The sequence below is a fragment of the Amycolatopsis sp. 505 genome, assembly GCF_031625235.1.
In the GTDB taxonomy this organism is placed as follows: domain Bacteria; phylum Actinomycetota; class Actinomycetes; order Mycobacteriales; family Pseudonocardiaceae; genus Amycolatopsis.
Window position 1 is genome coordinate 421921 of sequence record NZ_JACKQP010000005.1, and the last position, 23860, is coordinate 445780.

At 70.8% G+C, this 23860-nt stretch carries 24 protein-coding genes and 2 pseudogenes; 13 read left to right on the forward strand and 13 right to left on the reverse strand.

Annotated elements, in window-relative coordinates; all coding sequences use genetic code 11:
- Nucleotides 1-4: 4 nt before the first annotated feature.
- From H5965_RS21230 to H5965_RS21240, 3 genes are read right to left on the reverse strand one after another with little or no spacing between them, the layout of a single operon-like run.
- Nucleotides 5-1147 (reverse strand): M20 family metallopeptidase, encoded by a 1143-nt coding sequence (locus tag H5965_RS21230; RefSeq protein WP_310971783.1) that lies wholly within the window; start codon nucleotides 1145-1147, stop codon nucleotides 5-7.
- Complete coding sequence (locus H5965_RS21235; protein WP_310971784.1) at nucleotides 1144-2343, reverse strand: membrane dipeptidase; 1200 nt, start codon at nucleotides 2341-2343, stop codon at nucleotides 1144-1146. Before H5965_RS21235 ends, H5965_RS21230 begins: the two co-directional genes overlap by 4 nt.
- Before the next feature lie 28 nt (nucleotides 2344-2371).
- A complete protein-coding gene (locus H5965_RS21240) occupies nucleotides 2372-3490 on the reverse strand; it encodes a CapA family protein (RefSeq protein ID WP_310971785.1) in 1119 nt (372 codons plus the stop codon).
- Nucleotides 3491-3614: 124 nt separating this feature from the next.
- Here H5965_RS21240 and H5965_RS21245 point away from each other — a divergent pair, with 124 nt between their 5' ends.
- The gene (locus tag H5965_RS21245; RefSeq protein ID WP_310971786.1) at nucleotides 3615-4418 is read left to right on the forward strand and encodes an IclR family transcriptional regulator; all 804 of its coding nucleotides are present in this window, start codon (nucleotides 3615-3617) and stop codon (nucleotides 4416-4418) included.
- Here the strand turns inward: H5965_RS21245 and H5965_RS21250 are convergent.
- Nucleotides 4393-5220, reverse strand: coding sequence for an alpha/beta hydrolase (locus tag H5965_RS21250; protein ID WP_310971787.1), 828 nt, complete (start codon nucleotides 5218-5220; stop codon nucleotides 4393-4395). The genes H5965_RS21245 and H5965_RS21250 overlap by 26 nt on opposite strands.
- Nucleotides 5221-5321: 101 nt before the next feature.
- Here H5965_RS21250 and H5965_RS21255 point away from each other — a divergent pair, with 101 nt between their 5' ends.
- A complete protein-coding gene (locus H5965_RS21255) occupies nucleotides 5322-6446 on the forward strand; it encodes a hypothetical protein (protein ID WP_310971788.1) in 1125 nt (374 codons plus the stop codon).
- Between the two features lie 31 nt (nucleotides 6447-6477).
- On the opposite strand, the gene H5965_RS21260 is transcribed toward H5965_RS21255, so the two are convergent.
- The 6 genes from H5965_RS21260 to H5965_RS21285 are packed head-to-tail and all read right to left on the reverse strand — an operon-like array spanning nucleotide 6478 to nucleotide 12335.
- The gene (locus H5965_RS21260) at nucleotides 6478-7635 is read right to left on the reverse strand and encodes an alpha/beta fold hydrolase (protein WP_310971789.1); all 1158 of its coding nucleotides are present in this window, start codon (nucleotides 7633-7635) and stop codon (nucleotides 6478-6480) included.
- Nucleotides 7636-7645: 10 nt separating this feature from the next.
- On the reverse strand, nucleotides 7646-8368 hold the full coding sequence (locus tag H5965_RS21265) for an SDR family oxidoreductase (RefSeq protein ID WP_310971790.1): 723 nt from the start codon (nucleotides 8366-8368) through the stop codon (nucleotides 7646-7648).
- Nucleotides 8365-9276, reverse strand: coding sequence for a fumarylacetoacetate hydrolase family protein (locus H5965_RS21270; RefSeq protein ID WP_310971791.1), 912 nt, complete (start codon nucleotides 9274-9276; stop codon nucleotides 8365-8367). The genes H5965_RS21265 and H5965_RS21270 overlap by 4 nt, the downstream gene beginning before the upstream one ends.
- A 10-nt stretch (nucleotides 9277-9286) precedes the next feature.
- Nucleotides 9287-10213, reverse strand: a complete 927-nt coding sequence (locus tag H5965_RS21275; RefSeq protein WP_310971792.1) for a VOC family protein — start codon at nucleotides 10211-10213, stop codon at nucleotides 9287-9289.
- A gap of 19 nt (nucleotides 10214-10232) precedes the next feature.
- Nucleotides 10233-11348, reverse strand: a complete 1116-nt coding sequence (locus H5965_RS21280) for an FAD-dependent oxidoreductase (protein ID WP_310971793.1) — start codon at nucleotides 11346-11348, stop codon at nucleotides 10233-10235.
- Between the two features lie 24 nt (nucleotides 11349-11372).
- Nucleotides 11373-12335: a cyclase family protein gene (locus H5965_RS21285; RefSeq protein WP_310971794.1), complete on the reverse strand. Its 963-nt coding sequence runs from the start codon at nucleotides 12333-12335 to the stop codon at nucleotides 11373-11375.
- 84 nt (nucleotides 12336-12419) lie between these two features.
- On the opposite strand from H5965_RS21285, the gene H5965_RS21290 reads away from it, so the two are divergent.
- The 3 genes from H5965_RS21290 to H5965_RS21300 all read left to right on the forward strand — a co-directional run bounded on the left by H5965_RS21290 (nucleotide 12420) and on the right by H5965_RS21300 (nucleotide 15138).
- On the forward strand, nucleotides 12420-13343 hold the full coding sequence (locus H5965_RS21290) for a LysR family transcriptional regulator (protein WP_310971795.1): 924 nt from the start codon (nucleotides 12420-12422) through the stop codon (nucleotides 13341-13343).
- Between the two features lie 95 nt (nucleotides 13344-13438).
- Complete coding sequence (locus H5965_RS21295; protein ID WP_310971796.1) at nucleotides 13439-14665, forward strand: MFS transporter; 1227 nt, start codon at nucleotides 13439-13441, stop codon at nucleotides 14663-14665.
- 182 nt (nucleotides 14666-14847) lie between these two features.
- The gene (locus H5965_RS21300) at nucleotides 14848-15138 is read left to right on the forward strand and encodes an acyl-CoA dehydrogenase family protein (RefSeq protein ID WP_310972027.1); all 291 of its coding nucleotides are present in this window, start codon (nucleotides 14848-14850) and stop codon (nucleotides 15136-15138) included.
- Between the two features lie 111 nt (nucleotides 15139-15249).
- Here H5965_RS21300 and H5965_RS21305 read toward each other — a convergent pair whose 3' ends face one another.
- Nucleotides 15250-16089 carry a TIGR03620 family F420-dependent LLM class oxidoreductase gene (locus tag H5965_RS21305; protein WP_310971797.1) on the reverse strand — a complete coding sequence of 280 codons (840 nt, stop codon included), beginning with the start codon at nucleotides 16087-16089 and terminating at the stop codon, nucleotides 15250-15252.
- A gap of 89 nt (nucleotides 16090-16178) precedes the next feature.
- On the opposite strand from H5965_RS21305, the gene H5965_RS21310 reads away from it, so the two are divergent.
- Nucleotides 16179-17015: a LysR family transcriptional regulator gene (locus H5965_RS21310; RefSeq protein WP_310971798.1), complete on the forward strand. Its 837-nt coding sequence runs from the start codon at nucleotides 16179-16181 to the stop codon at nucleotides 17013-17015.
- A gap of 92 nt (nucleotides 17016-17107) precedes the next feature.
- Here the strand turns inward: H5965_RS21310 and H5965_RS21315 are convergent, their stop codons facing one another.
- On the reverse strand, nucleotides 17108-17593 hold the full coding sequence (locus tag H5965_RS21315) for a winged helix-turn-helix domain-containing protein (protein ID WP_310971799.1): 486 nt from the start codon (nucleotides 17591-17593) through the stop codon (nucleotides 17108-17110).
- A 124-nt stretch (nucleotides 17594-17717) separates the two neighbouring features.
- Between H5965_RS21315 and H5965_RS21320 the strand changes: the two genes are divergently transcribed.
- From H5965_RS21320 to H5965_RS21350, 7 genes and pseudogenes are all read left to right on the forward strand, one after another.
- A complete protein-coding gene (locus tag H5965_RS21320) occupies nucleotides 17718-18854 on the forward strand; it encodes an LLM class flavin-dependent oxidoreductase (RefSeq protein ID WP_310971800.1) in 1137 nt (378 codons plus the stop codon).
- Between the two features lie 22 nt (nucleotides 18855-18876).
- A pseudogene (locus H5965_RS21325) lies at nucleotides 18877-19158 on the forward strand (glutathione ABC transporter ATP-binding protein); the annotation flags it as partial.
- A 157-nt stretch (nucleotides 19159-19315) separates the two neighbouring features.
- Nucleotides 19316-19801, forward strand: coding sequence for a GNAT family N-acetyltransferase (locus H5965_RS21330; protein ID WP_310971801.1), 486 nt, complete (start codon nucleotides 19316-19318; stop codon nucleotides 19799-19801).
- The gene (locus H5965_RS21335) at nucleotides 19798-20721 is read left to right on the forward strand and encodes an amino acid ABC transporter permease (RefSeq protein WP_310971802.1); all 924 of its coding nucleotides are present in this window, start codon (nucleotides 19798-19800) and stop codon (nucleotides 20719-20721) included. The genes H5965_RS21330 and H5965_RS21335 overlap by 4 nt, the downstream gene beginning before the upstream one ends.
- 11 nt (nucleotides 20722-20732) lie before the next feature.
- Complete coding sequence (locus H5965_RS21340; protein ID WP_310972029.1) at nucleotides 20733-21485, forward strand: amino acid ABC transporter ATP-binding protein; 753 nt, start codon at nucleotides 20733-20735, stop codon at nucleotides 21483-21485.
- An 8-nt stretch (nucleotides 21486-21493) separates the two neighbouring features.
- Entirely contained in the window at nucleotides 21494-22432 is a 939-nt protein-coding gene (locus tag H5965_RS21345; RefSeq protein ID WP_310971803.1) for an ABC transporter substrate-binding protein, read from the forward strand.
- 382 nt (nucleotides 22433-22814) lie between these two features.
- Nucleotides 22815-23033: pseudogene (locus H5965_RS21350) on the forward strand (integrase core domain-containing protein); the annotation flags it as partial.
- 61 nt (nucleotides 23034-23094) lie between these two features.
- Here the strand turns inward: H5965_RS21350 and H5965_RS21355 are convergent.
- Entirely contained in the window at nucleotides 23095-23556 is a 462-nt protein-coding gene (locus H5965_RS21355) for a hypothetical protein (protein WP_310971804.1), read from the reverse strand.
- Nucleotides 23557-23860: the final 304 nt, after the last annotated feature.

The following is a 23860-nucleotide window of genomic DNA, read 5'->3' on the forward strand; positions in this document are numbered from 1 at the left end:
TCCCTCAGTTTTCGGGGGCCATCAGCCGGGCCCGGATCGGTGCGGACCGCGCGACGTCCGCGATCGTGAGCGCCATCGCCAGGCCGCCGTCGCGGACGAACCGGTCGCCTTCCGCGCTGCCGGCCGCGGACGCGAAGGCGGCGGTGTGGTTCCCGTCTTCCGCCGGGAGGTCGAACGACAGCATCGGGTGCAGCGCGGGGATCACCTGCGAGACGTTGCCCATGTCGGTCGAGCCGAAGAGCTTGTCCGGGTAGTCCGGGAACGTGCGGCCCAAGGTCTTCGCGTGGGCCTCGAACAGCGCGGCCAGATCCGGGTCGTGCCGGAACTCGCGGTACAGCGACGGCTGGGTGGTGAAGTCCACTGCGGTCCCGGCCGCGAGCGCGCCGGCCTCGAAGCACCGGCGGACCCGCGCCCAGACTTCGTCGACTTCGGCGATGGTGTCGCAGCGGATCATGCACTCGGCCACGACCCGATCGGGGATGACGTTCACGGCCGAACCGGCCTCCTGCACGACGCAGTGGACCCGGACGCCGTCGCGCAGTTGCTGCCGCAGCAGTCCGATGGCGGTTTGCGCGACCACCACCGCGTCGGCGGCGTTCAGCGCGTTCCACGGGCGCGACGCGTGGCCGCCCCGGCCGGTGTACTCGATCCGCCACGACCGCGAGGCCCGGAACCGGGGACTGACGACGTCCTTCAGCGACGGGTGCACCATCATGGCCGCGTGCGTCCCGGTGAAGACACCGCGGTTGACCATGATCTCCTTGCCGGTGCCGCGTTCCTCCGCCGGCGTGCCGAACACCTTGAGCGTCAGCCCCAGCTCGTCGGCGAACGGTGCCAGCGCCAGGGCCGCGCCCACGGCCGCCGCCGCGATCGTGTTGTGCCCGCAGCCGTGCCCGATCCCGGGGAGCGCGTCCAGTTCGGCGCAGATGCCGAACACCAGGTCACCCGTGCCCACCGAGGCCACGAACGCCGTGGGCAGGTCGGCGACACCCTTCTCGACGGTGAATCCGTGCTGAGCCAGGACGTCGGTGACGGCGGCCGAGGTCCGGTGCTCCTCGAAGGCGAGCTCCGGATCGGCGTTGATCGTGTGCGACAGCGCCAAGACGTCGTCGAGGTGCTGCGCGAAGGCGTTTTCGATGCCGGTCATCGCCACACCTCGCCCAGCAGCCGCAGGATGTTTCCGCCGAGCACGGCGGTGATCTCGTCGTCGCGGTACCCGTGCTCGACGAGCCAGCCGGCGATGTTGCGGAAGTTCTCGGTCGGGTTCTCGAGCCCGTCGACGTGGCTGACCCGCTCCCACTCGAGATCGCCCGCGTCGAACACGGCGGACGAGCCGATCACGTCGGAGATGGCCTTCTGGAAGGCGGCGTGGTCGCCGTAGAGCGTGTCCGGGCCGAACGCGACGTGCTCGATGCCCATCAGCTCGACGGCGTGCGTGAAGTGGTCCATCACCGACTCGATGGACTGCGCCCGGTGGTCGTAGGACACGGTCGTGTGCGGCGCCGCCTCGATGCCCAGGACGCCACCGCGTTCCGCGCACGCCTTGAGGACTTCGTCCGGTTTCATCCGGGCGATGGGCCACACCGCCCGCGCGCCGGCGTGCGTGATCGCGATGGGCTTGGCCGACGCTTCGATCGCGTCCAGGCTGGTCCGGTCGCTCGCGTGGGAGACGTCGATGAGCATGCCCACGGCGTTCATGCGCTCGACCGCGCGCCTGCCGAAGGCGGTCAGGCCGCCGTCGCGCTGTTCCTTCTGGCCGCTGCCGAGCGTGTTGGCCTCCGCGTAGACCAGGCCCATCTGCCGGATGCCCAGTCCGTAGAGGACGTCGATGCGGTCCAGCTCGTTTTCGATCATCCCGGCGGACTCGGTGCCCATGACGAAGGCGACGTGCCCGTCGCGCTGGGCGCCGAGGATGTCGCCGACGGTGCGGGCGACGACGACGCCGTCCTGGTGGGCGAGGTCGGCCAGGCGCAGGCCGAGCGTCGTGATCAGGTCGTCCCACTTCCAGCCCGCCCGGCGGGTGCTGCCGATGACGCCGAACCAGTTGTCGAAGACCGCGGTCAAACCGGACCGGCGCAGCTCGGTGAACGCGGTGAACTCGTGCTTGGCGCGCAGGAAGCCGGGCGCGTCCGCGAAGTCCGCCGGGAGCAGCTGGGGGTGGTCGTGGAAGCTGATGGTGACGTTGTCGGCGAGCAGGCGGTCGATCCGGCCGTCGTCCGAGCCGGCGGTGAAGCGGCTCCGGCGGGCGCCCGGATCGGCCAGTTCGACGGCGGGGAAATCGGTTCCGCGCCGGAGGTAGGGGAAGGATTCGTAGTCGTCGGGTTTCGCGGCGGGGCTGTACATCGAGACGCTCCTTGGTGGTCGGTGGCGGTTAGGCGGTGGCAGCGCGCCGGACGGTGCCGTCGTCGTCCACGACGATCGCCGGGTCCAGGGCCCTGGACGCCTCGGCGACCTGCGCGAGGATCGACGCGGCGACGTCCGGCCGGGGGAGGACCGGCTGGCTGTCCGGGTCGAGTTCGATCGGGTCGAGGCGGAGGGTGGGCCCGCCGGGGACACCCAGCCCGACGCGGAACACGGCGCTCTCGAACCACGGGCCGCGCACCAGGGCGGGCTGGTAGGGCGCCGCCGGGTGGGCGTCTTGCTTCGGCACCATCGCTTCGGCGTTCCAGCCGTCGCACCAGTCGAAGACGAAGTTGCCGGTGGAGTACAGGATCAGCCCGTTCCGGTAGAACTCCACGGGGTGCAGGCAGTGCGGGTGGTGCCCGATGACGAGGTCGACGCCCGCGTCGACCAGCCGCCGGGCCAGGGGCTGCTGGTACTCGGCGAGCGGACCCTGTGCCGCAGGCAGGTAACAATGGGGGACACCCCAGTGGAGCGCGACGACGACGAAGTCGTTGTGCCGCTTCGCTTCCCGGACCAAGGCTTCGGCCGTGCGCACGTCGGGCTCGTGGGCGTCGGAATGGACGAAGGGCGGCGTGCCCGGTGTCTCGTCCAGGAAGCCGCTGTCGTACTCGAAGGACTGACGCACCCGGATGGCGCCGATGCCGGCGCGGTCCGTGGTCGCGTCGAAGCCCCGCGGTAGCGCGCAGCAGAAGCTGAAGAACGCCAGGCTTTCGCCGCCGGCTGAGACGACCCGGGCGCGCGACGCTTCGGCACGCGTCTCGCCGAAACCGGCGTGGCCGACTCCCGCGGCGTCCAGCGCGCGGACGGTGTCGCGCATCCCGTCGGCGCCGTAGTCCAGCGCGTGGTTCATCGCCAGGGACACCAGGTCGAACCCCAGGGCCGCCAGTTCCGCGGCGCCCGACGTCGGGGCCCGCATGGCGACCAGCTTTTCCGCGCGCTGTCCTCGCCCGGTGAGCGGGACTTCGAGGTTGCCGATCGTCAGGTCGCCGCCGCGCAGCAGCCCGAACGCCGAAGCGCCGGCGTCCGCGCCACCGGAGCGGCGCGGCCACCCCGAGACGACGACATCACCCACCACAGTCAGATCCATGCGAACTCCGTTCCGTATTGTGGCACGCTGTGCCGCACAGTAGACCGATGTCGGCGGGATTGTAAAGAAAGCGCTGTGCCGGGATGAGGTACGGCAGTGCGTCCAGTGGTACGGTCGTAGCCTCATGGGCACCCCAGGCGACGGCGGCGAACCGGACAAGCCGAACAGCAGCATCCGGTCGATGAACAGCGTGCTGAGCACCCTTCGCGTCTTCGAAGAAGTCGCGGTGCGGCAGCCGATCGGCGTCTCGGAACTGGCCCGGGTGACGGGCATCCCGAAAAGCTCGGTCCAGCGCTGCCTGGTCACCCTCGAACAGGCCCGCTGGCTCCGGATCGTGGACCGGGAGCACGCGCGGTGGGGCGTCACGATGAAGGCGCTCGTGCTGGGACTGCGCAGCGCGGGCGAGCAGGACCTGCGCGAAGTGGCGACGCCGGTCATCAAGGGATTGGCCGCCGAGACCGGCGAGACGGTGCTCCTCGGCCTGCGCGACGGCGCCGAATACCTGATCGTCGCGCGCGAGGACAGCACGCAGCTCGTTCGCGTCTTCATGGAGATCGGCACGCGGGTGCCCCTCGGGGCGAGCTCGGGCGGCGTCGCGATCCTCGCCCGCCTCGAACCCGGCGAGGTCGGCGAACTCCTGCGGGCCGAGCCCCGGGAGTTCGAGGGCGCGCCGCTGCTCGGTCCCGACGAGCTGCGGGAGGAGATCGCGCGGACCGCCGCGCGTGGCTACGCCGTGAACATGTCGTCGTGGTACCGCCCGCACGTCGCTTCCCTCGGCGCGGCGGTCACCAACGCGGCCGGACGACCCATCGCGGCGGTCACGCTGAGCATCCCGGAAATGCGGTACCAGCCCGCACAGGAAGAGCAGCTGGCGAAGAAGGTCGTCGCGGCCGCGGACGAGATCAGCCGCCTGCTGGCGTCCCCGTGACGGCCCGCGCGCGCACGACGCCGGCGATGAGTGCGGCCGTCCCCTCCGGTGCCTCCACCGGGAAGTGGTGACTGCCGAGGTCGACGAGCACCACGTCGGCCCGGCCCGCCAGCCGGTCGCGGGCTTCCGGGGTGACCAGGTCGCGCACGCCGAACACGGTGACCGGCTGCTGGGCACCGGCGAGCGCCGCCTCCATGTCCCAGGCGACGAGACCCTCGAACGCCCGGGTCCCCGCCGGCTGCCGCACCGCGGCCATCTTGGCGAAGTGCGCGTCCTTGAGCGCCGGGTCGGTCCCCGGCGGCGAACCGGCCTCGACCATGGCGCGGACCAGCCCGGCGAAGTCGTCCCGCAGCGGTCGCAGCAACCCTTCGGCCTCTTCGTCGCTCATGGCGCCGAAGAGGAAGAGGTAGTGCAGGGCGTCGAGCGCGACGATGTGCCGGACCCGCTCGGGACGCAGCCGGCCGGTCTCGACCGCCACCGCGCCGCCGAGTGAGTGCCCGGCGACGACGCCGTCGGTCACCTCTTCGGCATCGAGGACCGCGGCGACGTCGCGCGCGAACTCCTCGATCGTCCAGGTGGCGCGCGCCGAGCGCGATTCGCCGTGCTCGGCGAGGTCGACCGCGAGCACGCGGAACTCGTCCGGCAAGAACCGGGTCAGCGCGTCGAAGTCCGTCCGGTCGCACGCCCAGCCGTGGACGAAGACGACCGTGGGGCCCTCGTCCGGTCCGCTGATCGAGTACCGGATGGACGTGTCGTCGGGTCGGTGGACTTCGCGGCTTTCCGTCACCCGGGTCGTCACCATGCCTGCTCCTCGTGCCACTATGCGATACGGCGTATCGTTGAGTAGCATGACGGTAAGTGCGCCGTAGGGCCATGTCAATCGCCGAGGGAAGGAGCAGCGGGATGCCGCCGAATCTCTTCAGCCCGCTCGAGATCCGCGGGGTGCGCCTGCCGAACCGGGTGGTCGTGTCGCCCATGTGGCAGTACTCCGGAGTGGACGGCCGTCCGACGTCGACGCACATCGTCCACTATGGACGGCTGGCCGAAGGCGGAGCGGGGCTGGTCATCCAGGAGGGCACGACCGTGGACCGGCGTGGCCGCGGCACCGTGGGCGACCTCGGTCTGTGGGAGGACGACGTGGTTCCGCTCTACGCGCAGCTCGTGGAGGTCGTCAAAGCCGGTGGCGCGGTGCCGGGCATCCAGCTGATCCACGCCGGCCGCAAGGGGCGCCGGAACCCGCCGTGGATCCCCGGCACGCCACCGCCGTCCGCGGCCTGGCCACTGCTCGCGCCCAGCGCGGTCCCCATGGGACCGGAGGGCTCCGACACTCCGGTCGAAATGACGCTGCGCGACATCGAAGACACGGTGACGGCATTCGCGGACGCCGCTCGACGGGCGGACGACGCGGGGTACGAGGTGCTCGAACTGCAGGCGGCCCACGGCTACCTGATCCACAGCTTCCTCTCGCCGCTGGCCAACCGGCGCACCGACCACTACGGCGGGTCGACGGAGAACCGGTTCCGGTTCCTCGTGGAGATCGTCGACCGCATCCGGACGGTCTGGCCGGACCGCAAGGCGCTGTTCGTCCGTCTTTCGTGCGTCGATGTCGAGTGGACGATCGACCGGACCGTCGAGCTGGCCGTCGAGTTGAAGGCTCGCGGCGTCGACGTCATCGACTGCAGCTCCGGAGGGATCACCGGGCTGCCGTACCCGGGCTTGAAAACCGGCTACGGCTACCAGGTGCCGTACGCGCAGCAGATCCGCGAGCGGACGGGGAGCAGGACGATGGCCGTGGGGCACATCGTCCGTGCCGCCCAAGCCCAGTCCATCATCGAGCACGGCCGGGCGGACCTGGTCGCGCTCGGCCGCGAGTTGCTCTACAACCCGAACTGGCCCCTGGACGCCGCGCGGAAACTGGGCGTGCCCGATCCGTACGCCCACGCCCCGGCGCGCATTTCGCACTGGCTGAGCAAGCGGGAGCAGAGCTTCCCGGGATTCGTGCCGTCCACCGGCGGTGAGCCGGCCTGAGCCGCGCTGAGCGCCCCGACAATCCGGCCGGTCAGGACCGTTCGCGGAACGTGTCCGCCACCCAGTCCGCGATGAAGGTGCTGACGTGGGGCAGGTGGTCGAGTCCGATGTGCTCGGTGGCGCCTTCCTCGGGGGTGAACACCCGCAGTTCCCGCCGGGGCGAGTTGACGGCCTGGTCGTAGGAGCGGTGGGCATATTCGAGCGGGATCTGGCGGTCGTTCCGGCCGTGGGCGATCAGGAACGGGACGGTGATCTTCTCGACGACGCCGTCGAGGTGCACGTCGTCGGTGAAGGGGATGAACGTGTCGAGGTCGTCGAAGCCCCACACCCACAGCACGTGCTCCCAGTAGTGCGGGACCGGCCGTTCGCCTTCGCGTTCGAGGCGGCGGCGCTGGACCGCGCCCCAGTTGTGGTTGGCGCCCCAGGCGACGCAGAGCGCGAACCGCTTCTCGAACGCCGCCGCCCGGGGTGCGTAGTAGCCGCCGAGGGACCAGCCGGCGATCCCGATCCGGTTCTTGTCCACTTCGGACCGTGTTTCGAGCCAGTCCACGGCCGCGGCCGCCCAGGCTTCGGCGTCGATGCGGGCGGTGAGTCCCTGCAGGCGCAGGGCTTCCCCGGTGCCGGGCTGGTCGAGCATGAGGCACGAGATCCCGCGATCGGCCAGCTCCCGCCAGTGCGCGGAGGTGTACATGTGCTCCTTCGTCGAGTCCAGGCCGTTGACCAGGACGATCACCGGCGCCGGCCCGGCATCGGTGGCCGGGGCGAGGGAGAGGTAGGCCGGCAGGGTCGTGTCTTCGTACGGGATCGTCACCCGGGAGATCCGCCGGTCGCGCAGGTCGAAGGACTTCTGCGCGAGTTCGAGGACTCGCCGGTAGGTGGGCAGCCGGTTCGGATCGGAGTGGGCGAGCATGCGCTCGGCCTGGCAGAGGTAGTTGGTGGCGCGGAAGTACAGGTCGCCCGCGGTGCGGGTGTGTCCGGTTTTTTCGGCCTGTTCGGCTTGGGTGACGAGCTGGTCGGTGAGCGCGGTCCAGGCTCGCAGGAAGTCCGGCGTGCCGGCGTCCGAGCCCTGGGCGGCGGCTTCGCGGATGGGCCGGCAGGCGCGGTCGACCTCGTCGATCAGGCCGCCGCTGTTGAGCGCGGCGACCACGCCGAGGTTCCACACGTAGTTGCCGGGGAAGTATTCGAACACGGGGGTCCTCTCAGGTTCGGGCGGCTTCGCTGATCGACTTGACGCCGCCGTGCGCGGTCAGGCCGCCGTCGACGGGGATCTCGGCGCCGGAGATGTAAGAGGCCGCGTCACTGATCAGGAACGCGACGAGCGCGGCGACCTCCTCGGCGGTCCCGGTGCGGCCGAGCGGGGTTTCGGCGAGGTTCGCGGCCCGGAACCCGCGCGGCGCGGAGGCGGTCATCGGGGTTTCGACGTACCCGGGGTGCACGGCGTTGACGCGGATGCCCCGGCTCCCCAGTTCGAGGCAGGCGGCCTTGACGAAGCCGCGCAACGCCCACTTGCTCGCGGTGTAGGCCAGCGGGTAGTGCCCGGTCAGCGCCGCGGCCGAGCCGGTCACGACGATCGATCCGCCGAGCGGCATCAGCGGCGCCACCGCCTGCACGGCCCGCAGGACGCCCCCGACGTTGACGTCGTTGACGTGCGCCAGGTCGACGGGGTCCAGCTCGCCGAGCCGGGCCCGCCAGGTGACACCGGCCGCCGCGACGAGCCCGTCGACCCGCTCCAGGCCCGCGGCGAGCCCGGCCCAGCCGGCGTCGTCGGTGACGTCGAACCGGTGGTGCTCGACGCCGGGCAAGCCGGGGTCTTCGGCGCGGTCGACCCCGATCACCCTGGCTCCAGCCGCGGCCAGCAGCCGGGCGGTCGCCGCGCCGATGCCCTGTGCCGCCCCGGTGACGACCACGACCTGGCCGGTCACCGCGACCGCTTCCTCGGCCGGGGCCGGGCCGGGCGGACCGGCGGCAGGTCGACGCCGGCCACGACGGTGTTGCGGATCGTCCCGATGCCTTCGACCGTCATCTCCACGACGTCACCCGCCCGCAGGGGCTCCTGCGGGCCACCGCGGCCCCACAGCTCCGCCAGGCAGCCGCCGTTGCCGCAGGTTCCCGAGCCCAGGACGTCACCCGCCCGCAGCCGCGTGCCCCGGCCCGCGTAGGCGGCCAGTTCCTCGAACGGCCAGCCCATGTTGGACAAGAGGTCCTGGCCCACTTCGACGCCGTTGACCGCCACTCGCATGTCCAGCGCCAGGAAGCCGTCCGCGTCGCGGTACGGCTCGAGCTCGTCGGCCGTGACGAGCCAGGGGCCGAGTGTCGTGGCCGAGTCCTTGCCCTTGGCCGGGCCGAGGTTGACCTTCATCTCGCGGCGCTGGAGGTCGCGGGCGGACCAGTCGTTGAGGATCGTGTAGCCGCAGATCCCGTCGGGGCCCAGCACGGCGGCGACCTCCAGTTCGAAGTCGAACAGCCGCGACCCGGGCGGGATGGGCACGTCGTCGTGCGCGCCGACGAGCGCACCCGGGTTCGTGAAGTAGAACGTCGGCGCTTCGTACCACTCCGGCGGCACGGAACCCGGCGCGACCATGCCTTCGACGTGCTCCTCGAACGCCACGAAGTCCCGCACGGACGGCGGCTCCAGCGGTGGGAGGAGCCGCCGTCCGGCCAGCGGCACCGCGTCACCCGTGGCGCGGGCCTGCGCGCCTGCCTCGTGGAGCGCGCCGGAGCGGATCAGGTCCAGCGCGGTTGTCCCGGCCGGCAGGCGCAGCAGCCTGTCGCCTTCGACGACGCCGCAGCGGACGGCGCCGCCGGGTTCCTCGACGGTCGCGAACTTCATCGGATCCCTTTCACAGCGGCGGGGCGACGAACAGGCCCTTGTCGGGGTCGTTGAAGGACCGCTGGGCGACGAACTCGTTCATCGCGTTCGCCGTGCCCCACTGGTCGGACACCTCGGGGTCGCTGAAGTCGTAGAGGTGCGGGTGCCAGGTGTCCTCGTCGACCAGCTCCAGCTCGGTGGTGTATTCCACCGTGTTGCCGTGCGGGTCGAGGAAGTAGCTGAAGGTGTTGTTGCCGGCCAGGTGCCGTCCGGGGCCCCAGATCTTCTCGACGCCCGCGCGCAGGAGCCGTCCGGTGCCGCGCATGTACTCGTCCAGCCCGCGCATCTCGAACGACACGTGGTGCAGCGACGGGTGCGGGCAGCGGGCGATGGCCATGCTGTGGTGCCAGGAGTTCACCCGCAGGAACCACATCATCTCGCCCATGCGCGGGTGCATGAGGATGTCCGAGAGCCGGAACCCGAGGTGCTTCTCGTAGAACGCCCGGGTGGCCTCCGGGTTCGTCGAGTTGATCACGACGTGGGACAGGCGGACCGGGACCGACTCGCCCGCCTCGATCCGCCGGTGGTCCCGGACGGCGACGTCGGCGCTGATCTCGATGGTGCGGCCCTCGTTGTCGAAGAACCGGAACCCGTAGCCGCCGCCCGGGGTGTGCAGTGTCCGGGGCTCGTGGACCAGGGTCACGCCCGTGGTGGCCAGGCGGGCGGCGAGCGTGTCCACATCGGACGGTGTGGCGACGCCGAAGGCGATCAGGTCGATCCGCTTGTCGCCGGCCTGGCGCAGCCGCACCACGTACTGCTCGGGCGAGCCTTCCGCGGCGAGGAACGCGACGCCGGTGTCGGTGTGCTCGGTCTTCAGGCCCCAGGCGCCGGTGTAGAAGTCCTGCTGGCGGGCCAGGTCCGGCACGGCGAGGTCGACGTGCCGCAGGTGGGTGATCATCTCGTTCTCCTCCGGGGGTTCAGGCGGGCTGGGTGACGAGGGTGGCGATTCGAGCCATCAAGCCCGGGACGTCCCCTTGCTCGCGATCCAGCAGCCACTGTCCGAGCTGGACGGACGCCTCGACGACCGCTGCCGCGCGGGCGTGGCGGCGGGCGGTGAACGCGGTCCAGACGGTGTCGTCGAGGGTGTCCGCGGCGAGCAGCAGCTCGGTCAGCACGGCCGCGTCTTCGAGGGCCTGGGCGCCGCCCTGGGCGAGGGTCGGCGGGCAGGAGTGCGCGGCGTCGCCGATGAGCACCACACGACCGCGGTGCCACGGCGCCGGCAGAACGTGGGTCTCGAACCACGTGTAGTTCACCCGGGCCGGGTCGGTCAGCGTGGCCCGGATGTCATCCCACGGGCCGTGGTAGGCGGCCGCGAGCTTTCGCATGGTCGCGAGCCGCTCCGACGGCGACAGGCCGCTGCGGTCCTGGGCGTCTTCGACGACGTAGGCGTACAAGGTGTCCTCGCCGGTCGGGCAGTACCCGGCGATGTAGGACTCCCCGCCGTAGTAGAGGTCCGTCCGGGTGACCGACGCCGGCCGGGGGCCGAACGCGCGCCAGATGCCCATGCCGGTCGGCCGGGTCTCCAGCGCGATGCCCAGCAGCCGGCGGACCGCCGAGCGGATCCCGTCCGCGCCCACCACGAGGTCGTAGCTCGCGGTGGTGCCGTCGGAGAACGTGACGCCGCCGTCCCGGTCGAGTGCGGTGACCGTGCGGCCGAAGCGCACCTTCACCCCCGCGGCGACGGCGCGCTCGTGCAGGATCCGGGCCAAGTCCGGCCGCGACATCCCGACCGTGGCCGGGAGGTCCGGACCGCCGGTGCGCGCGTCGGGGAATTCCGCGAGCAGGGTACCGTCCGGAGCGCGCAGCCCGAGGCTGTCGAAGCCGTACCCCCGCTCCCGCACGGCCTCCCAGACGCCGAGCTTGCGCAGCTCGCGCAAGGCGTTGCCCTGCAAGGTGATGCCGGAGCCTACTGACGTTGCGTCCGGCATGATCTCGACGAGGTCGACCGCGACGCCGTGATCGGCGAGGTGGATCGCGGCGGCGGTGCCGGCGAGGCCACTGCCGACGACGAGGACGGTGTGCGCGGCGGGCATGGGACTCCTTCGTCGGTCCGGCGGTTACTTGACGGCGACGGGCGCGACCGGCGCGCCGACCGCCCCGGTCACCGGCAGCGGGTCGGCGGTCAGCCAGAACTCGTACCGGCCGTCGGCGGCGCAGTCCGCGGCCAGGGCGTCGAGGTCCCACATCTCGCCGAGGAAGAGCCCGATGTGCGGAATGGCGACCTGGTGCAGCGGCTGGAACGCGTCGTCGAACTCGTTGGGCCGGACCTCGAACCCCCACGTGTCGGTCGCGATCGCGGCGATTTCGGTGTCGTGGAGCCACGCCGCGGTGGTGAACGACAGCCCGGGCGCGGGCCCGCCCGCGTAGTCGCCCCAGCCTGCACGCCGCGCGCGGGCGAGCCGCCCGGTCCGCACCAGGAGCAGATCGCCCCGGCCGACGCGCGCGGTTTCCCCGTGCGCGGCCATCGTTTCTTCGAGGTGCTCGACGGTGATCGCGAACCCGTCCGGCAGTTCGCCGTCCGTGCCCAGCGCGCGGCCGACGTCGAGCAGGACGCCGCGCCCGGCGATCCGGCCCGACACGGTCTCGATCCCGGTGACGCGGTCCCCTTCGCTGGTCACGACGTCCCCGGCCCGGCGGCCGTTCCACGCCACGCCGTGGTCGAAGATGTGCCCGAGCCCGTCCCACTGCGTCGACGCCTGCAGCGGCATGAACACCACGTCGTCGGCGCCGCCGATGCCGTGCGGAAAGCCCTGGGTGCCGCGCTCGGCCTCCAGGCCGGTGTCCAGCATGGTGTGCACCGGGTTGGTCCGGCGCCGCCAGCCCTTCTGCGGGCCATCCGCCTCGAACCGCTGCGACAGGGAGAAGCTCGCGCCCCGCCGGACCAGGGCCGCACCTTCGCGGCGCTTGGCTTCGTCGAGGAAGTTCAGGGTGCCGAGGACATCGTCGGCGCCCCAACGGCCCCAGTTCGAACAGCGCTTCGCGGCGGCGGCGATCGCGGCTTCGGGATCGGTGCGGTCCATGCCGTTCACGGTGTGGCACGCCACCGCATCAGGGAAGACGAAATAGCTAATGCGGAGTATCGATCTGATGGATAACCTCAGGTCGTGAACCTCGCGAGCCTGGACTTGAATCTGCTGGTGACGCTCGACGCGTTGCTCGAACACCGCAGCGTGAGCCGGGCCGCCCAGCAGGTCGGGCTCAGCCAGCCCGCGGTCTCCGCGCAGCTGGCGAGACTGCGCCGGCACTTCGGCGACGACCTGCTGGCCCGCCACGGCAATCAGTTCCGCCTCACCCCGCTGGCCGTCCAGCTGCGCGGCCGCGTGCAAACGGCGGTGAACGGCGTCGAGCGCGTCTTCGCCGCCGAGCCGGACTTCGACCCGGCGACGACCGCCCGGGAGTTCTCCCTCGCCATGACCGACTACGGCGTCGCGGTCCTCGGCTCCCCGCTGGCCGCCGCCCTGGCCCAGGAGGCACCCGGCGCCCGCGTGCGGTTCGTCGCCAACACCCCGGCCGTCGTCGACAACGCCCGCCAAGTCCTCACCGGCATCGACCTGCTGGTCCTGCCACACGGCTTCCTCGAGGGCCTGCCGCACCAGGACCTCCACCGCGACGACTGGGTCTGCCTGGTCGACGCCGGGCACCCCGCGGTGGCGGGCGGGCTGACGGTGGAACAGCTGCGGACCATGCCGTGGGTGGTCACCTACCACAGCCCGACCGCGTCGACCCCGGTCGTGCGGCAGATGCGGATGCTCGGCATCGAACCGCACGTCCGGGTGGTCACGGAGAACTTCCTGACCGTCCCGGGCCTCGTCGCCGGGACCGGCCGCGTGGCGCTGCTGCAGCGGCGGCTCGCCGAGCGCATCCCGGCCGACGCGAACGTGCGAGCCGTGGCCTGTCCGTTCGAAGCCGGTCCGCTGGTCGAGGCGGCCTGGTGGCACCCGATGTACGAACACGATCCGGAACACCAGTACCTCCGCGAACTGCTGACGCGGATCGCCGCCGGCGTCACCGAGCATCCACCGGGCTGATACCGCGGTTCGCCAGAAGTGATTTCCGCTTCCCCGCCGCGGAATTCATGCTTTCGGCACCTTCCCTGAACCAACGACGGAACTCAGGTGCCGAAATGCCCGAAAGCCCAGCCGTGAACCGGTCACCAGCCGCCTCTGTCACCGGCCGAGGACCGACCGCCGGGGGAGTCCAGCTTCTCCTGCTGCTCGCGGGCAGCTGCCTGTCGGTTCTCGGCGCCGTCCTCATCGCGCCCGTCCTGCCGCAGCTGTCCCGGGCGTTCGCGGGCACGCCCGGCGCGGACGTCCTCGTCCCGATCGTGCTGACCGCACCGGCGTTGCTGATCGGGCTGACCGCGCCGTTCGCCGGCATCGTCGCCGACCGGATCGACCGGAAACGGTTGCTGCTGCTGGCCATGCTCGCCTACGCCGGGTTCGGGACAGCTCCGCTCTACCTGGACTCGCTCGGCGCGATCCTCGCCAGCCGGGTGCTCGTCGGGCTGTGCGAGGGCGCGATCATGACCTGCTGCACCACCCTCATCGGCGACTACTGGTCCGGCGCGCGCCGGGCGCGGTACCTGAGCCTGCAGACCCTGGTCGCCACCTTATCGGCCACCGTGTTCCTGGCTCTCGGCGGGGTGCTCGGCGCGTCGGGCTGGCGCACGCCGTTCTGGCTGTACGCCGTCGCCGCCCCGCTGGCGATCCCCATGGCGCTCAAACTGTGGCAGCCGGCGCCGCACGGCGAGCCGAGCAGGCACCTGGCGAAGCTGCCCTGGCGGCAGCTGGCCGCGCCCTGCCTCGTCACCCTGTTCGGCGGCGTCGTGTTCTACGCGCTGATCGTCGAACTGTCCTTTGTGCTCGCCGGCGTGGGCGTGACCGCCACCGGAACCATCGGCGCGATCTCCGCGATCATGTCCCTGGCGACCGCCGCCGGCGCGATCACGTTCGGCCGTCTGTCCGGCAAGACGCCCCGGGCCCTGCTGCCCGTCGAGTTCGGCCTCTCCGCGGTGGGCCTCCTCATCGTGTTCGCCACCGCCTCGCCGGTCGTCATCACCGTCGGCTCGGTCTTCACCGGCTTCGGCACCGGCATGCTGCTGCCCACCCTGCTGAGCTGGGCGGTCAACCGGCTCACCTTCGACCGGCGAGGCCGCGGCACCGGCCTGTGGACCAGCACGTTGTTCCTCGGCGAGTTCGCCTCCCCGATCGCGCTCGCCGCGATCGGCACCGCCACCGGCGGACTCCAAGGCGCCCTCGCCGTCCTCGGTATCGCGTCTGCCATCGCCGGCGTCCTGACCGCGTTCCTGCTGCGACGGAACAACCGGCCGCTCAACGTCACCGAAGCCTGACGAGCTGACCGATTCGGGCGGGACGATGGCCGGTCCGGCCGCGGAGCACGTGGTGATTGATCACGTCCGGTTTCTCCAGCGGCGATGCATCTTCCACCAAGCAGTCGCGGTCCTCCGCCGACCTGGCCGCGGGCCGGCAGCGGCCACCTCCTCGACGCGGATGAGCAGCGCGCCAGAAGCCGCTGGCCACCCTGCCGAGGTTCCAGACCGGGGCCGGGGCGATTGCCGCGCGGATCACTGGAGTGGAGGAGATCCGGTTCGGGCTCGCCCGCCGGGCCGGCGAGGGCGACCCGGCCGCGGCGGCGCACGCCGGGGTGGGGAAGGTGCTCGCGACGCGCTTGCTCGTCGAGGCCGTGGAACAGGCCGTCGCGCTCGCCGGCAATCCCGGGTTGACGCGGGCCGACCCGCTGCAGCGGCACTACCGCGACGTGCCGTGCAGCCGCGTCCACACCTCCAAGACGACACCGTGCTGACCGGATTGGGCCGGTCCATCCTCGCGTGACCTCGGGCTCCCGTGCAGGGCCGTGCGGCGGCCCGATCCGCCGTGACCGCGACCGGATGCGTCGAACTGATCCTCCGGCACGTCAGCGGGATTCGACGGCCCGCACCGCCTCGGCGACCGCGAGCAGGGTGGCGACCGGGTCGTTGCCGAGCGGGTAGACGCCGACCTGGTCGGCGCCGGCTTCGCGGTGGGCCAGGAGGCTGGTCGCGACGGCGGCGGGGTCGCCGTGGGCGACGAGCGCGTCGATGAGGCGATCGCTGCCCGCGTCGGCGAGATCGTCATCGCTGTATCCGAGCCGCCGGAGGTTGTTCGCGTAGTTGGCGACCCCCAGCGCGGTCCCGGGTGGCGCGGAGCGGGCGATCGCGCGCGCCCGCTCGGCGTCCGGCTCGATCAGCGCGAACTGCCCGGGCAGCAGCAATTTGCCCGCGCCGATGAGGGAACGCGCCCGCCGGGTGTGCTCGGGCGTCGTCATGCAGGGGATGGTGCCGGCGGTGCGGTCGCGGGCCAGACGCAGCATCCTCGGCCCGAGCGCGGCCACCACGACCCGGTCGGCCGGGATGCCCGCCTGGTCGAGCCGGTCGACATAGGACACCAGCGTGTCGTACGGTGAGGCCCATTCGGTGTGGACTTCGCGGTGCCCGATCCCGACGCCGAGCAGGAACCGGCCGGGGTGCCTGGCTTCGATCCGGTGGTAGGAGGCGGCGACGGTGTCCGCGTCCGCCGTCCAGACGTTCACCACGCTCGTTCCGACGGCCAGCCGGGTGGTCGCATCGAGCAGCTGCTCGGCGAGGGCGAGGTCGGCCGGCGGTGAGGCGTCCAGCCAGAGCGTGCCGTAGCCGGCCCGTTCGATTTCCGCCGCGCTTCCCGGAGTGACTTCGTGCTCGCGCAGGTGGGCGCCGAGCAGGCCGAGATCAAGGTTCATGCCCTGACTCCAGCACGACGGCCCACGGCGAACCAGCACCGAAGCGGCCGTGCAGCGATAACCTGGCGGCATCGTCGCAGGGAGGACCGGTGGAACTACGGGCATTGCGCTACTTCGTCACGGTCGCCGACGAGCTGCACTTCGGCCGGGCCGCCGACCGGCTGCACATCGCCCAGCCCGCGGTCAGCAGGCAGATCGCCCAGCTCGAACGCGAGCTGGGGGTTCGGCTCTTCGACCGCTCACCGCGCCGGGTCCGGCTCACGGCGGCCGGCTTGCGGGTGCTCGGTGCGGCGCGCGAGGCGCTGGCCGCCGCCGACCGGGTCCGGGGCGCGGCGAGCCCGCAGGCGGGGGTGATGCGTATCGGCACCGGCACCGGCCAGTTCACCGCCCGCCTGGAACGCGGGATCGACGCGTTGCGCGAGCAGGCCCCGGCGTTCGACGTCGTGCTCGTCGACCTGCCGCTGCCCACGCGCTTGAACGCCCTCCGGCAGGGAGAGCTCGACCTGGCGCTCGCGCGGGGGGTGCGGGCGGCACCCGGCCTGCAGGTGCTGCCGACGTGGACCGAGTCGCTGTTCGCGATCGTGTCCGCGCGGCACGCCGCCGCAGGTCGCGCGGCCGTCGGCGTGGCGGAACTGGCCGACGGTCCCTTTCGGACGTCCCGGGAACACGACCCCTCCGTGATCGCCGCGCTTCAGGAGACCGGCACCCCGGTCCGGGCGGCCACGGTCGCCGGCACGATCGTCGAGGTCGGCTCCGACCCGCGCAGCTGGACGGTGCTGACGGCCGACCAGGTGGCGGAGCTCCGCTCGACCCGCGTGCGCGCGATCCCGCTCGCGCCCCGCACGACGATCACCGGCAGCGTCGTCGTCCCGGCCGAGCTGCCGTCCGGCTGCGCGTCGGCCCACCGGGCGGCTTTCGGTGACTGACGCCGGGCCCTGTCCGATCGCTCCCGTGGAGTGCCTGCACTGGCCACTGACAAGGGACGTCAGCCACGAGCGTTCTCCTGTTCGACAGCGGCTCAGAGCAGGGCTACCGGGGCTGACCCTTCGAAGCGGTAGCCGACGCCGCGGATCGTGGTGATCGGATCCAGGTGGGGTTCCAGTTTGGCCCGGAGCTTGCGGACGTGGACGTCGACCGTCCGGTCGCCGCCGTGCGGCTGGGGCCAGAGCGCGGATTTCAACGCGGCGCGGGTGAAGACCCGGTCGGGGTGTGCGCGGAGGAACCGCAGGAGATCGAATTCCAGCCGGGTCAGGGTGAGCGGGCTCCCCAGCAGGACCGCGCGGCGGGACTCGGTCTCGATGCGCAGCAGCGGGTCCGAGACCAGGGTGAGGTGGGCGGCGCGCCGAGGACGGGCGGTGGTGACGTCGACGCTCGCCAGTCCGTCGAACGCGGTGGTCAGCCGGGTGGCGACGAGAGCGGCGTCGGCGGCTCGCCCGGTGAGGTCGATCCGGATGTCCAGGTGGACCACCTCGGAGTTCGCGCGGGGTGCGGGCTGGGTCGTCATGGGGGCGATTGTGGGCCGCGGCTGCCGCGGCGGGAAGGACGCCCGGCGGGTGGAACGACTTGACGGCCCACGGATCGCCGGCGGCACGATGACGGTGTTTGCCCGGAGCGGACGGAGCCGCGTGATGAGATTCCAGGTCCTGGACATCCTGCCCCACCTGACGAATCCGGTGACCGGTCGCCGGGTCCGCGTCGACGAGCGCTTCGCCCAGGCGGTGACGTCGGCGCGTTACGCGGAGGAGTTCGGGTTCGACGCGGTCGCGCTCGGCGAACGGCACGCGGGGCACTTCCTGAGCAGCGGCGTCACCGTGCTGCTGGGCGCCATCGCGGCGACGACGAGCCGGGTGCGGATCCAGACCGGGGTTTCGGTGCTGTCGATCCACGACCCGTTGCGGGTGGCCGAGGACTACGCGACGGTCGACCAGTTGTCCCGCGGGCGGCTGGAGCTGGTGATCGGCAAGGGCAACGAGCTGCGTCAGCTGCCGATGTTCGGCATCGGGAACGGTGACCAGTGGGACGCGCTCGCCGAGAAGTACGAGCTGCTGCGCCGGCTCTGGCGCGAGGAGGACGTCACCTGGTCGGGGCGGTTCCGCGGCCCGCTGGACGCCGTGACCAGCCTGCCGCGGCCGTTCGCCGGCGCGCCGCGGGTGTGGCACGGGTCGGCGACCACCGTGACGTCGGCGGAACTGGCGGCGAAGTGGGGCGACCCGCTGTTCTCGGCCAACGCCCTCCAGCCGCGGGAGAGGTACACGGTGCTGATCGAGCACTACCGCAAGCACTACGCCGAGCACGGCCACGACCCGCGGTTCGCGTTCGTCGGTGCGGGTGCCGGTTTCCTCTACCTGGCGGACACCACGCAAGAAGCCCGGGAAGCCTTCGGCCCGACCTATGAGAAGATCGTCGAGTACTTCAACCAGCCGGGAAACCACACACCGGGGAACCCGATGGAGTTCCCGACCGTCGAGGACGCCATCGAGCGCGGGCCGGTCCTGGTCGGCAGTCCGCAGCAGATCGCCGAGAAGATCCTGTGGTGGCACGAAGCCTACGGACACGACCTGCAGTCGTTCAGCCTGCCCACCATGATCCCGCACGAGCAGCAGCTGGACATGCTCGAACGGTTCGCCTCGGAGGTCGTGCCGGTCGTCCGCGCGGCGGCGCCGACGGCACTGTGGACGGACGCCGACCCGTACGGTGGCCGCCCGGCGGTGCACGGCCGCACGGCCGTCGATGCGGCCGCGGACATCGAGCAAGCCACGCTGTGACCGGGATCTCCTGCAGCGCGGGCTCGACGTGACCATCCAGGCCCGCATCCTCGACCTCTTGCGCGACCTCCGGCACGAGTTCGGCTTCGCGTGCCTGTTCATCAGCCACGACCTCGCGGTGATCGAGCAGCTCGCCGACCGGGTCGCGGTGATGCACCGCGGGCACGTGGTCGAGCAGGGCCCGGCCAAGGACGTCCTGACCGCGCCGGCGCACCCGTACACGCGGCGGTTGCTGTCGGCGGCACCGGTCGCCGACCCGGAAGCCCAGCGCCGCCGTCGCGAAGCCTGGCGGCAGCTGCGCTGAGGCAGCGCCGCCGGCGAATCGTCGGGGCCCGTCGTCCAGGATCTGGAATCCGCGGACGGCTCGTTGACCGGGCTCGGCGTGCTTCCTAAGGTTCGTGGGAGCAAGCGGAAAGCGCCCGCGCTTTTCTTCCCTTTCCTTTTCCGGAACAGGTACCCCCATGCCCGAATCCGTCTGGGTCGCCCAGTCTGATCCGCGGGTCCGGCCGTTACTCGCCGACCTGGCCCGCGAGTATTCCGCGCGCTACCACCGCGTGCTCAACGACGTCCACTTCGAACTCCGTGAGTACCCACCCGAGCGGTTCGCTCCGCCACACGGTGGACTGTTGCTGCTCCTGGCAGGCGAAGTCACCGTCGCAGGCGGGGCGTTTCAGCGCTACGACGAGGAAACCGCTGAACTCAAGCGGATCTGGACCCATCGCGCGCACCGCGGTCACGGCCTCGGCCGCCGCGTCGTCGCCGAGCTGGAGGCCGAAGCCGGCCGCCGCGGGTACACCCGGATCTTCCTGACCACCGGTCCGAACCAGCCCGAGGCGCGTGGGCTCTACCTGGCCACCGGCTACACCCCGCACTTCGACGTCGACGCCGTCCCGGTGACGCGGTTGGCGTTCTCGAAAGCGCTTCCCACCGCGGTGGGGGCGAGATGACCAGCGATCTCCGAACGCGACCTGCCTCCGCCGCGGCACCGGAAGAAACGCTCAGGATCGTTCCCGCACGCCATCCGCTGACCTGGATCGCCGCCGCCGTCGTGGCGGTTCTCGTCGCGATGGCCGGTCATGCGCTGATCACCAACAAGGCGTTCGACTGGCCGACGTTCACCCGGTTCGTCTTCCAGAAGTCGATCCTGGAAGCCGTCGCGCTGACCCTGGAACTGACGCTGTTCGGTGTCGTGGCCGGATTCCTCCTCGGGACCGTGCTGGCGTTGATGCGCATCTCCCGCAATCCACTGCTGCGGGCGGTCAGCTGGACCTACACGTGGATCTTCCGATCGGTCCCGCTCATCCTGCAGCTGCTGTTCTGGTACAACCTCGCCATCCTCTACAACGAGGTCTCGTTCGGCATCCCGTTCGGCCCCTCCTTCGTTTCGGTGGGGACGATGAGCCTGATCCCGCCGTTCCTCGCCGCCGGCCTCGGACTCGCGTTGCACCAGGGCGCCTATGCCGCGGAGATCGTGCGCGCCGGCTTCCTGTCGGTGGACGCGGGGCAGCGGGAGGCGGCCGCGGCCCTGGGTATCCCGGCCGGGCGGCAGTTCCGCCGGATCGTGCTGCCACAGGCGATGCGCACCATCGTGCCGACCGCGGCCAACGAGATCATCGGCCTGCTGAAGGCGACGTCGCAGGTCTATGTGATGGCCTTGCCGGAGTTGTTCTACCAGGTCCAGGTGATCTACACGCGGAGTGGCCGCGTGATCCCGCTGCTGCTCGTGGCCACCGCGTGGTACCTCGCGCTGACCACCGTCCTGTCGGTCGCGCAGTTCTCCGTCGAACGCCACTTCGGCCGCGGCACCCAGCGGACGCTGCCGCCGACGCCGCTGCAGCGCCTGCGCGCGGCTTGGAGGCGGGCGTGAGCACGGACTACATGGTGGACGTTCGGGGCGTTCACAAAAGCTTCGGCGACCTGACCGTCCTCGACGGGGTCGACCTCCAGGTGCGCCAAGGGGAGGTGACCGTCCTCTTGGGCCCGTCGGGGTCCGGCAAGTCCACGCTGCTGCGGTTGATCAACCACCTCGAACGCGCCGATCGCGGCTTCATCAGCGTCGGCGGCGAGCTGATGGGCTACCGCCGGTCCGGGAACCGGCTGCACGAGCTCAAGGAACGCGAGATCCTCAAGCAGCGCACGAAGATCGGGTTCGTGTTCCAGAACTTCAACCTGTTCGGGCACCTGACCGTGCTGGAGAACGTCGTCGAGGCGCCGGTTTCCGCGCAACGCCGTCCGCGCGCCGAAGCCGAGGCCGAGGCGCGCGAGCTGCTGGACCGGGTCGGGCTCGCGGACAAGGCGGACCAGTACCCCCGGCGGCTGTCGGGCGGACAGCAGCAGCGGGTCGCGATCGTGCGGGCGCTGGCCCTCGAACCGGACGTCCTGCTGTTCGACGAACCCACCTCGGCCCTCGACCCCGAGCTGGTCGGGGAGGTCCTCGCGGTCATCCGCGACCTGGCGCGGACCGGAACGACCATGGTCGTCGTGACCCACGAACTGGGCTTCGCGCGCGAAGTCGCCGACACCGTCGTGTTCCTCGACGAAGGCCGCGTGGTCGAACAGGGCCCGCCCGCCGACGTCCTCGACAACCCCCGTCACGCCCGCACCCGGGCCTTCGTCGACAAAGTCCTTTGAGGAGAGTCATGAAGTCGAGAACACTTTTGCTCGCTTCGGTGTTCGTGCTCGCCGCGTGCGGCAACCCCGAGGCCGCGACCGCGCCCGTCGCCGATCAGCCCGGTGGGGTCAACATCACCGCGAACCAGAACCGCGTCCGGGCGCAGAAGGCCGACGCGATCGCCGCGCTCGTTCCCGCCGACATCCGCAACCGCGGCACCCTGGTCGTCGGGACCACGGGTAACGGCACCCCGCCGCTGTCGTTCCGCGCGGACGACGACAAGACGGTCATCGGGGTCGAGCCCGACCTCGCGCAGCTGGTCGCCGACGTCCTCGGCCTCAAGCTCGACCTGCAGGCCTCGTCGTGGGAGAACCTGTTCCTGTCGGTGGAGAACCGGCAGTTCGACGCGGGGTTCTCGAACATCACGGTGACCGAGGAGCGCAAGGACAAGTACGATTTCGCGACCTACCGCAAGGACACCATCGCGTTCGAGGTGAAGAGCGAGAAGAACGTCTCGGTGAAGGAGCCGAAGGACATCGCCGGGCTCACCGTGGGCGTGAGCGCCGGGACGAACCAGGAGCAGATCCTGCTGCGCTGGGACCAGCAGAACAAGGCGGCCCGCTTGGCGCCGGTGAAGTTCCAGTACTACCAGGCGACCTCGGACTACTACCTGGCGCTGCAGTCCGGCCGCATCGACGCCTACGTCGGCCCGAACCCGACCTCGGCCTACCACGTCGCCGTCGACGGGAAGACCAAGATCGTCGGCACGGTCTCCGGCGGCGGCACGATCCCGGCGGACATCGCGGCGATGACCAAGAAGGACGACGGCCTGGTCAAGGCCCTGCAGCAGGCCCTGGACACGGTGATCAAGAACGGCCGGTACGCGGAGGTCCTCAAGCGCTGGAACCTCACTTCGGAGGCGCTGCCGGCCTCGGAGGTCAATCCGCAGGGCCTGCCCCGGAAGTGAACCGGCTCAGCGGGGCGGCGTAGCCGAACGAGATCACCCGTCGGACACAGTATTAACCCACGGATCTCGCGGCCATGGTCATCGCTCGTGTCGCAGCCCTTGCCAGCAGGCTGTTGATCTCAACGTTTGTGGACGCTGGGCCGGTCTGGGGTCTTCTACTCATCCACTGGGCGAGTAAGTCCACGACCTCGTCCGCTGGAGGGAGCTGGGCGGCGCGTGATTGATGCGGATGCACGCTGGACCGATGCCGGGGCTGCCGCCTCATGACGGCGTGTTCGAATTCGTTCGCCCGATCAGCGCGGCGGATCGGGCGCGAGCGGCTTCTGGTCAACGGTGGCACCCGCGTTGGTCCGACGACTCCCTCCAGACCAACGCATAAAATCTTCGCGGAGCACGGCATCAGCGGATCACGCCTCACGCCCCGCGCCACAACAGCAAGGTCGAGCGCTATGACCGCATCGTCACCGGGTAGTTCCTTTATGCCCGCGACTGGACCAGCGAAGCCCACAGCACCGCAGCCCTGGCGGTCTGGAACATCCACTATAACTACCACGGGAGCCGGGTTCACAGCCATTTCGTCTTCGCTGTGCCGGCGACGTGACCGGCTGCTGCCGCCGCGGGAGACGGTTGAACAGCCGGTCATCGCCAGGAACCGCTGTTCGCTAACAGCGGTAGAAGTTGCTCCAGCTGTGCCCATCGCCGCGGATGCAGTACATGCCGTCGGTGCCGTACACCTTGAGGGTGATGGCGGTGACCAGCCCGTTCGACGCAACCGAGCGGGCAATGACGCGAATTCCGGCGCCGGTGTTGCTGTTGGCGACTCCGTTCTTCAGTTGGGACCAGCCGACGCGGCCGTCTTGTGCGCGAACGATCTTGTGATCGCGTTGGACCATGACGTACTCGGTGGCGCCGGTGGCCCAGTTTATCTCGGCGAACGACTGGCCGTTGACGCAGGCTGCGAAATTGCGGCCATCCGGCGGGATAAGGTTGCTGATCCACCAATCGTGGTCGCAGTAGTAGGGGAATCCGTAGAACAAACCCTGCGAGTTGGTGACGCTCGCCCAGAGAGCATTTGCGCTCGCGGTGCCGGTCAGCGTGCTGACCAAGATGACTGCCGCGGTCAACAGTAAAATGGACGATCGTCGAATCATGCGTGTGTAGGCGGCGCGAATATTTCGCGGACTCACGATGTACACCTCCAGATGTCGGTCCAGTCGAATGTTGGTTCCTTACCGGAGAGGCGGGCCGGTGTTGTCGGCGCTGCGGCCGGCCTCTCTAGTACGCGTCGCCTCTTGACGAACGCGTTCGGCGGCTTCTGCTTACGCTGAGTGGAGTCGCCGGTCCCATGTCTAACCCGGTGAGGTTGTTCTGTGTCGGACTCTGGACTCAGAACACCATCGCCCGAACAATGGGTAGTGGGTGGGGAGG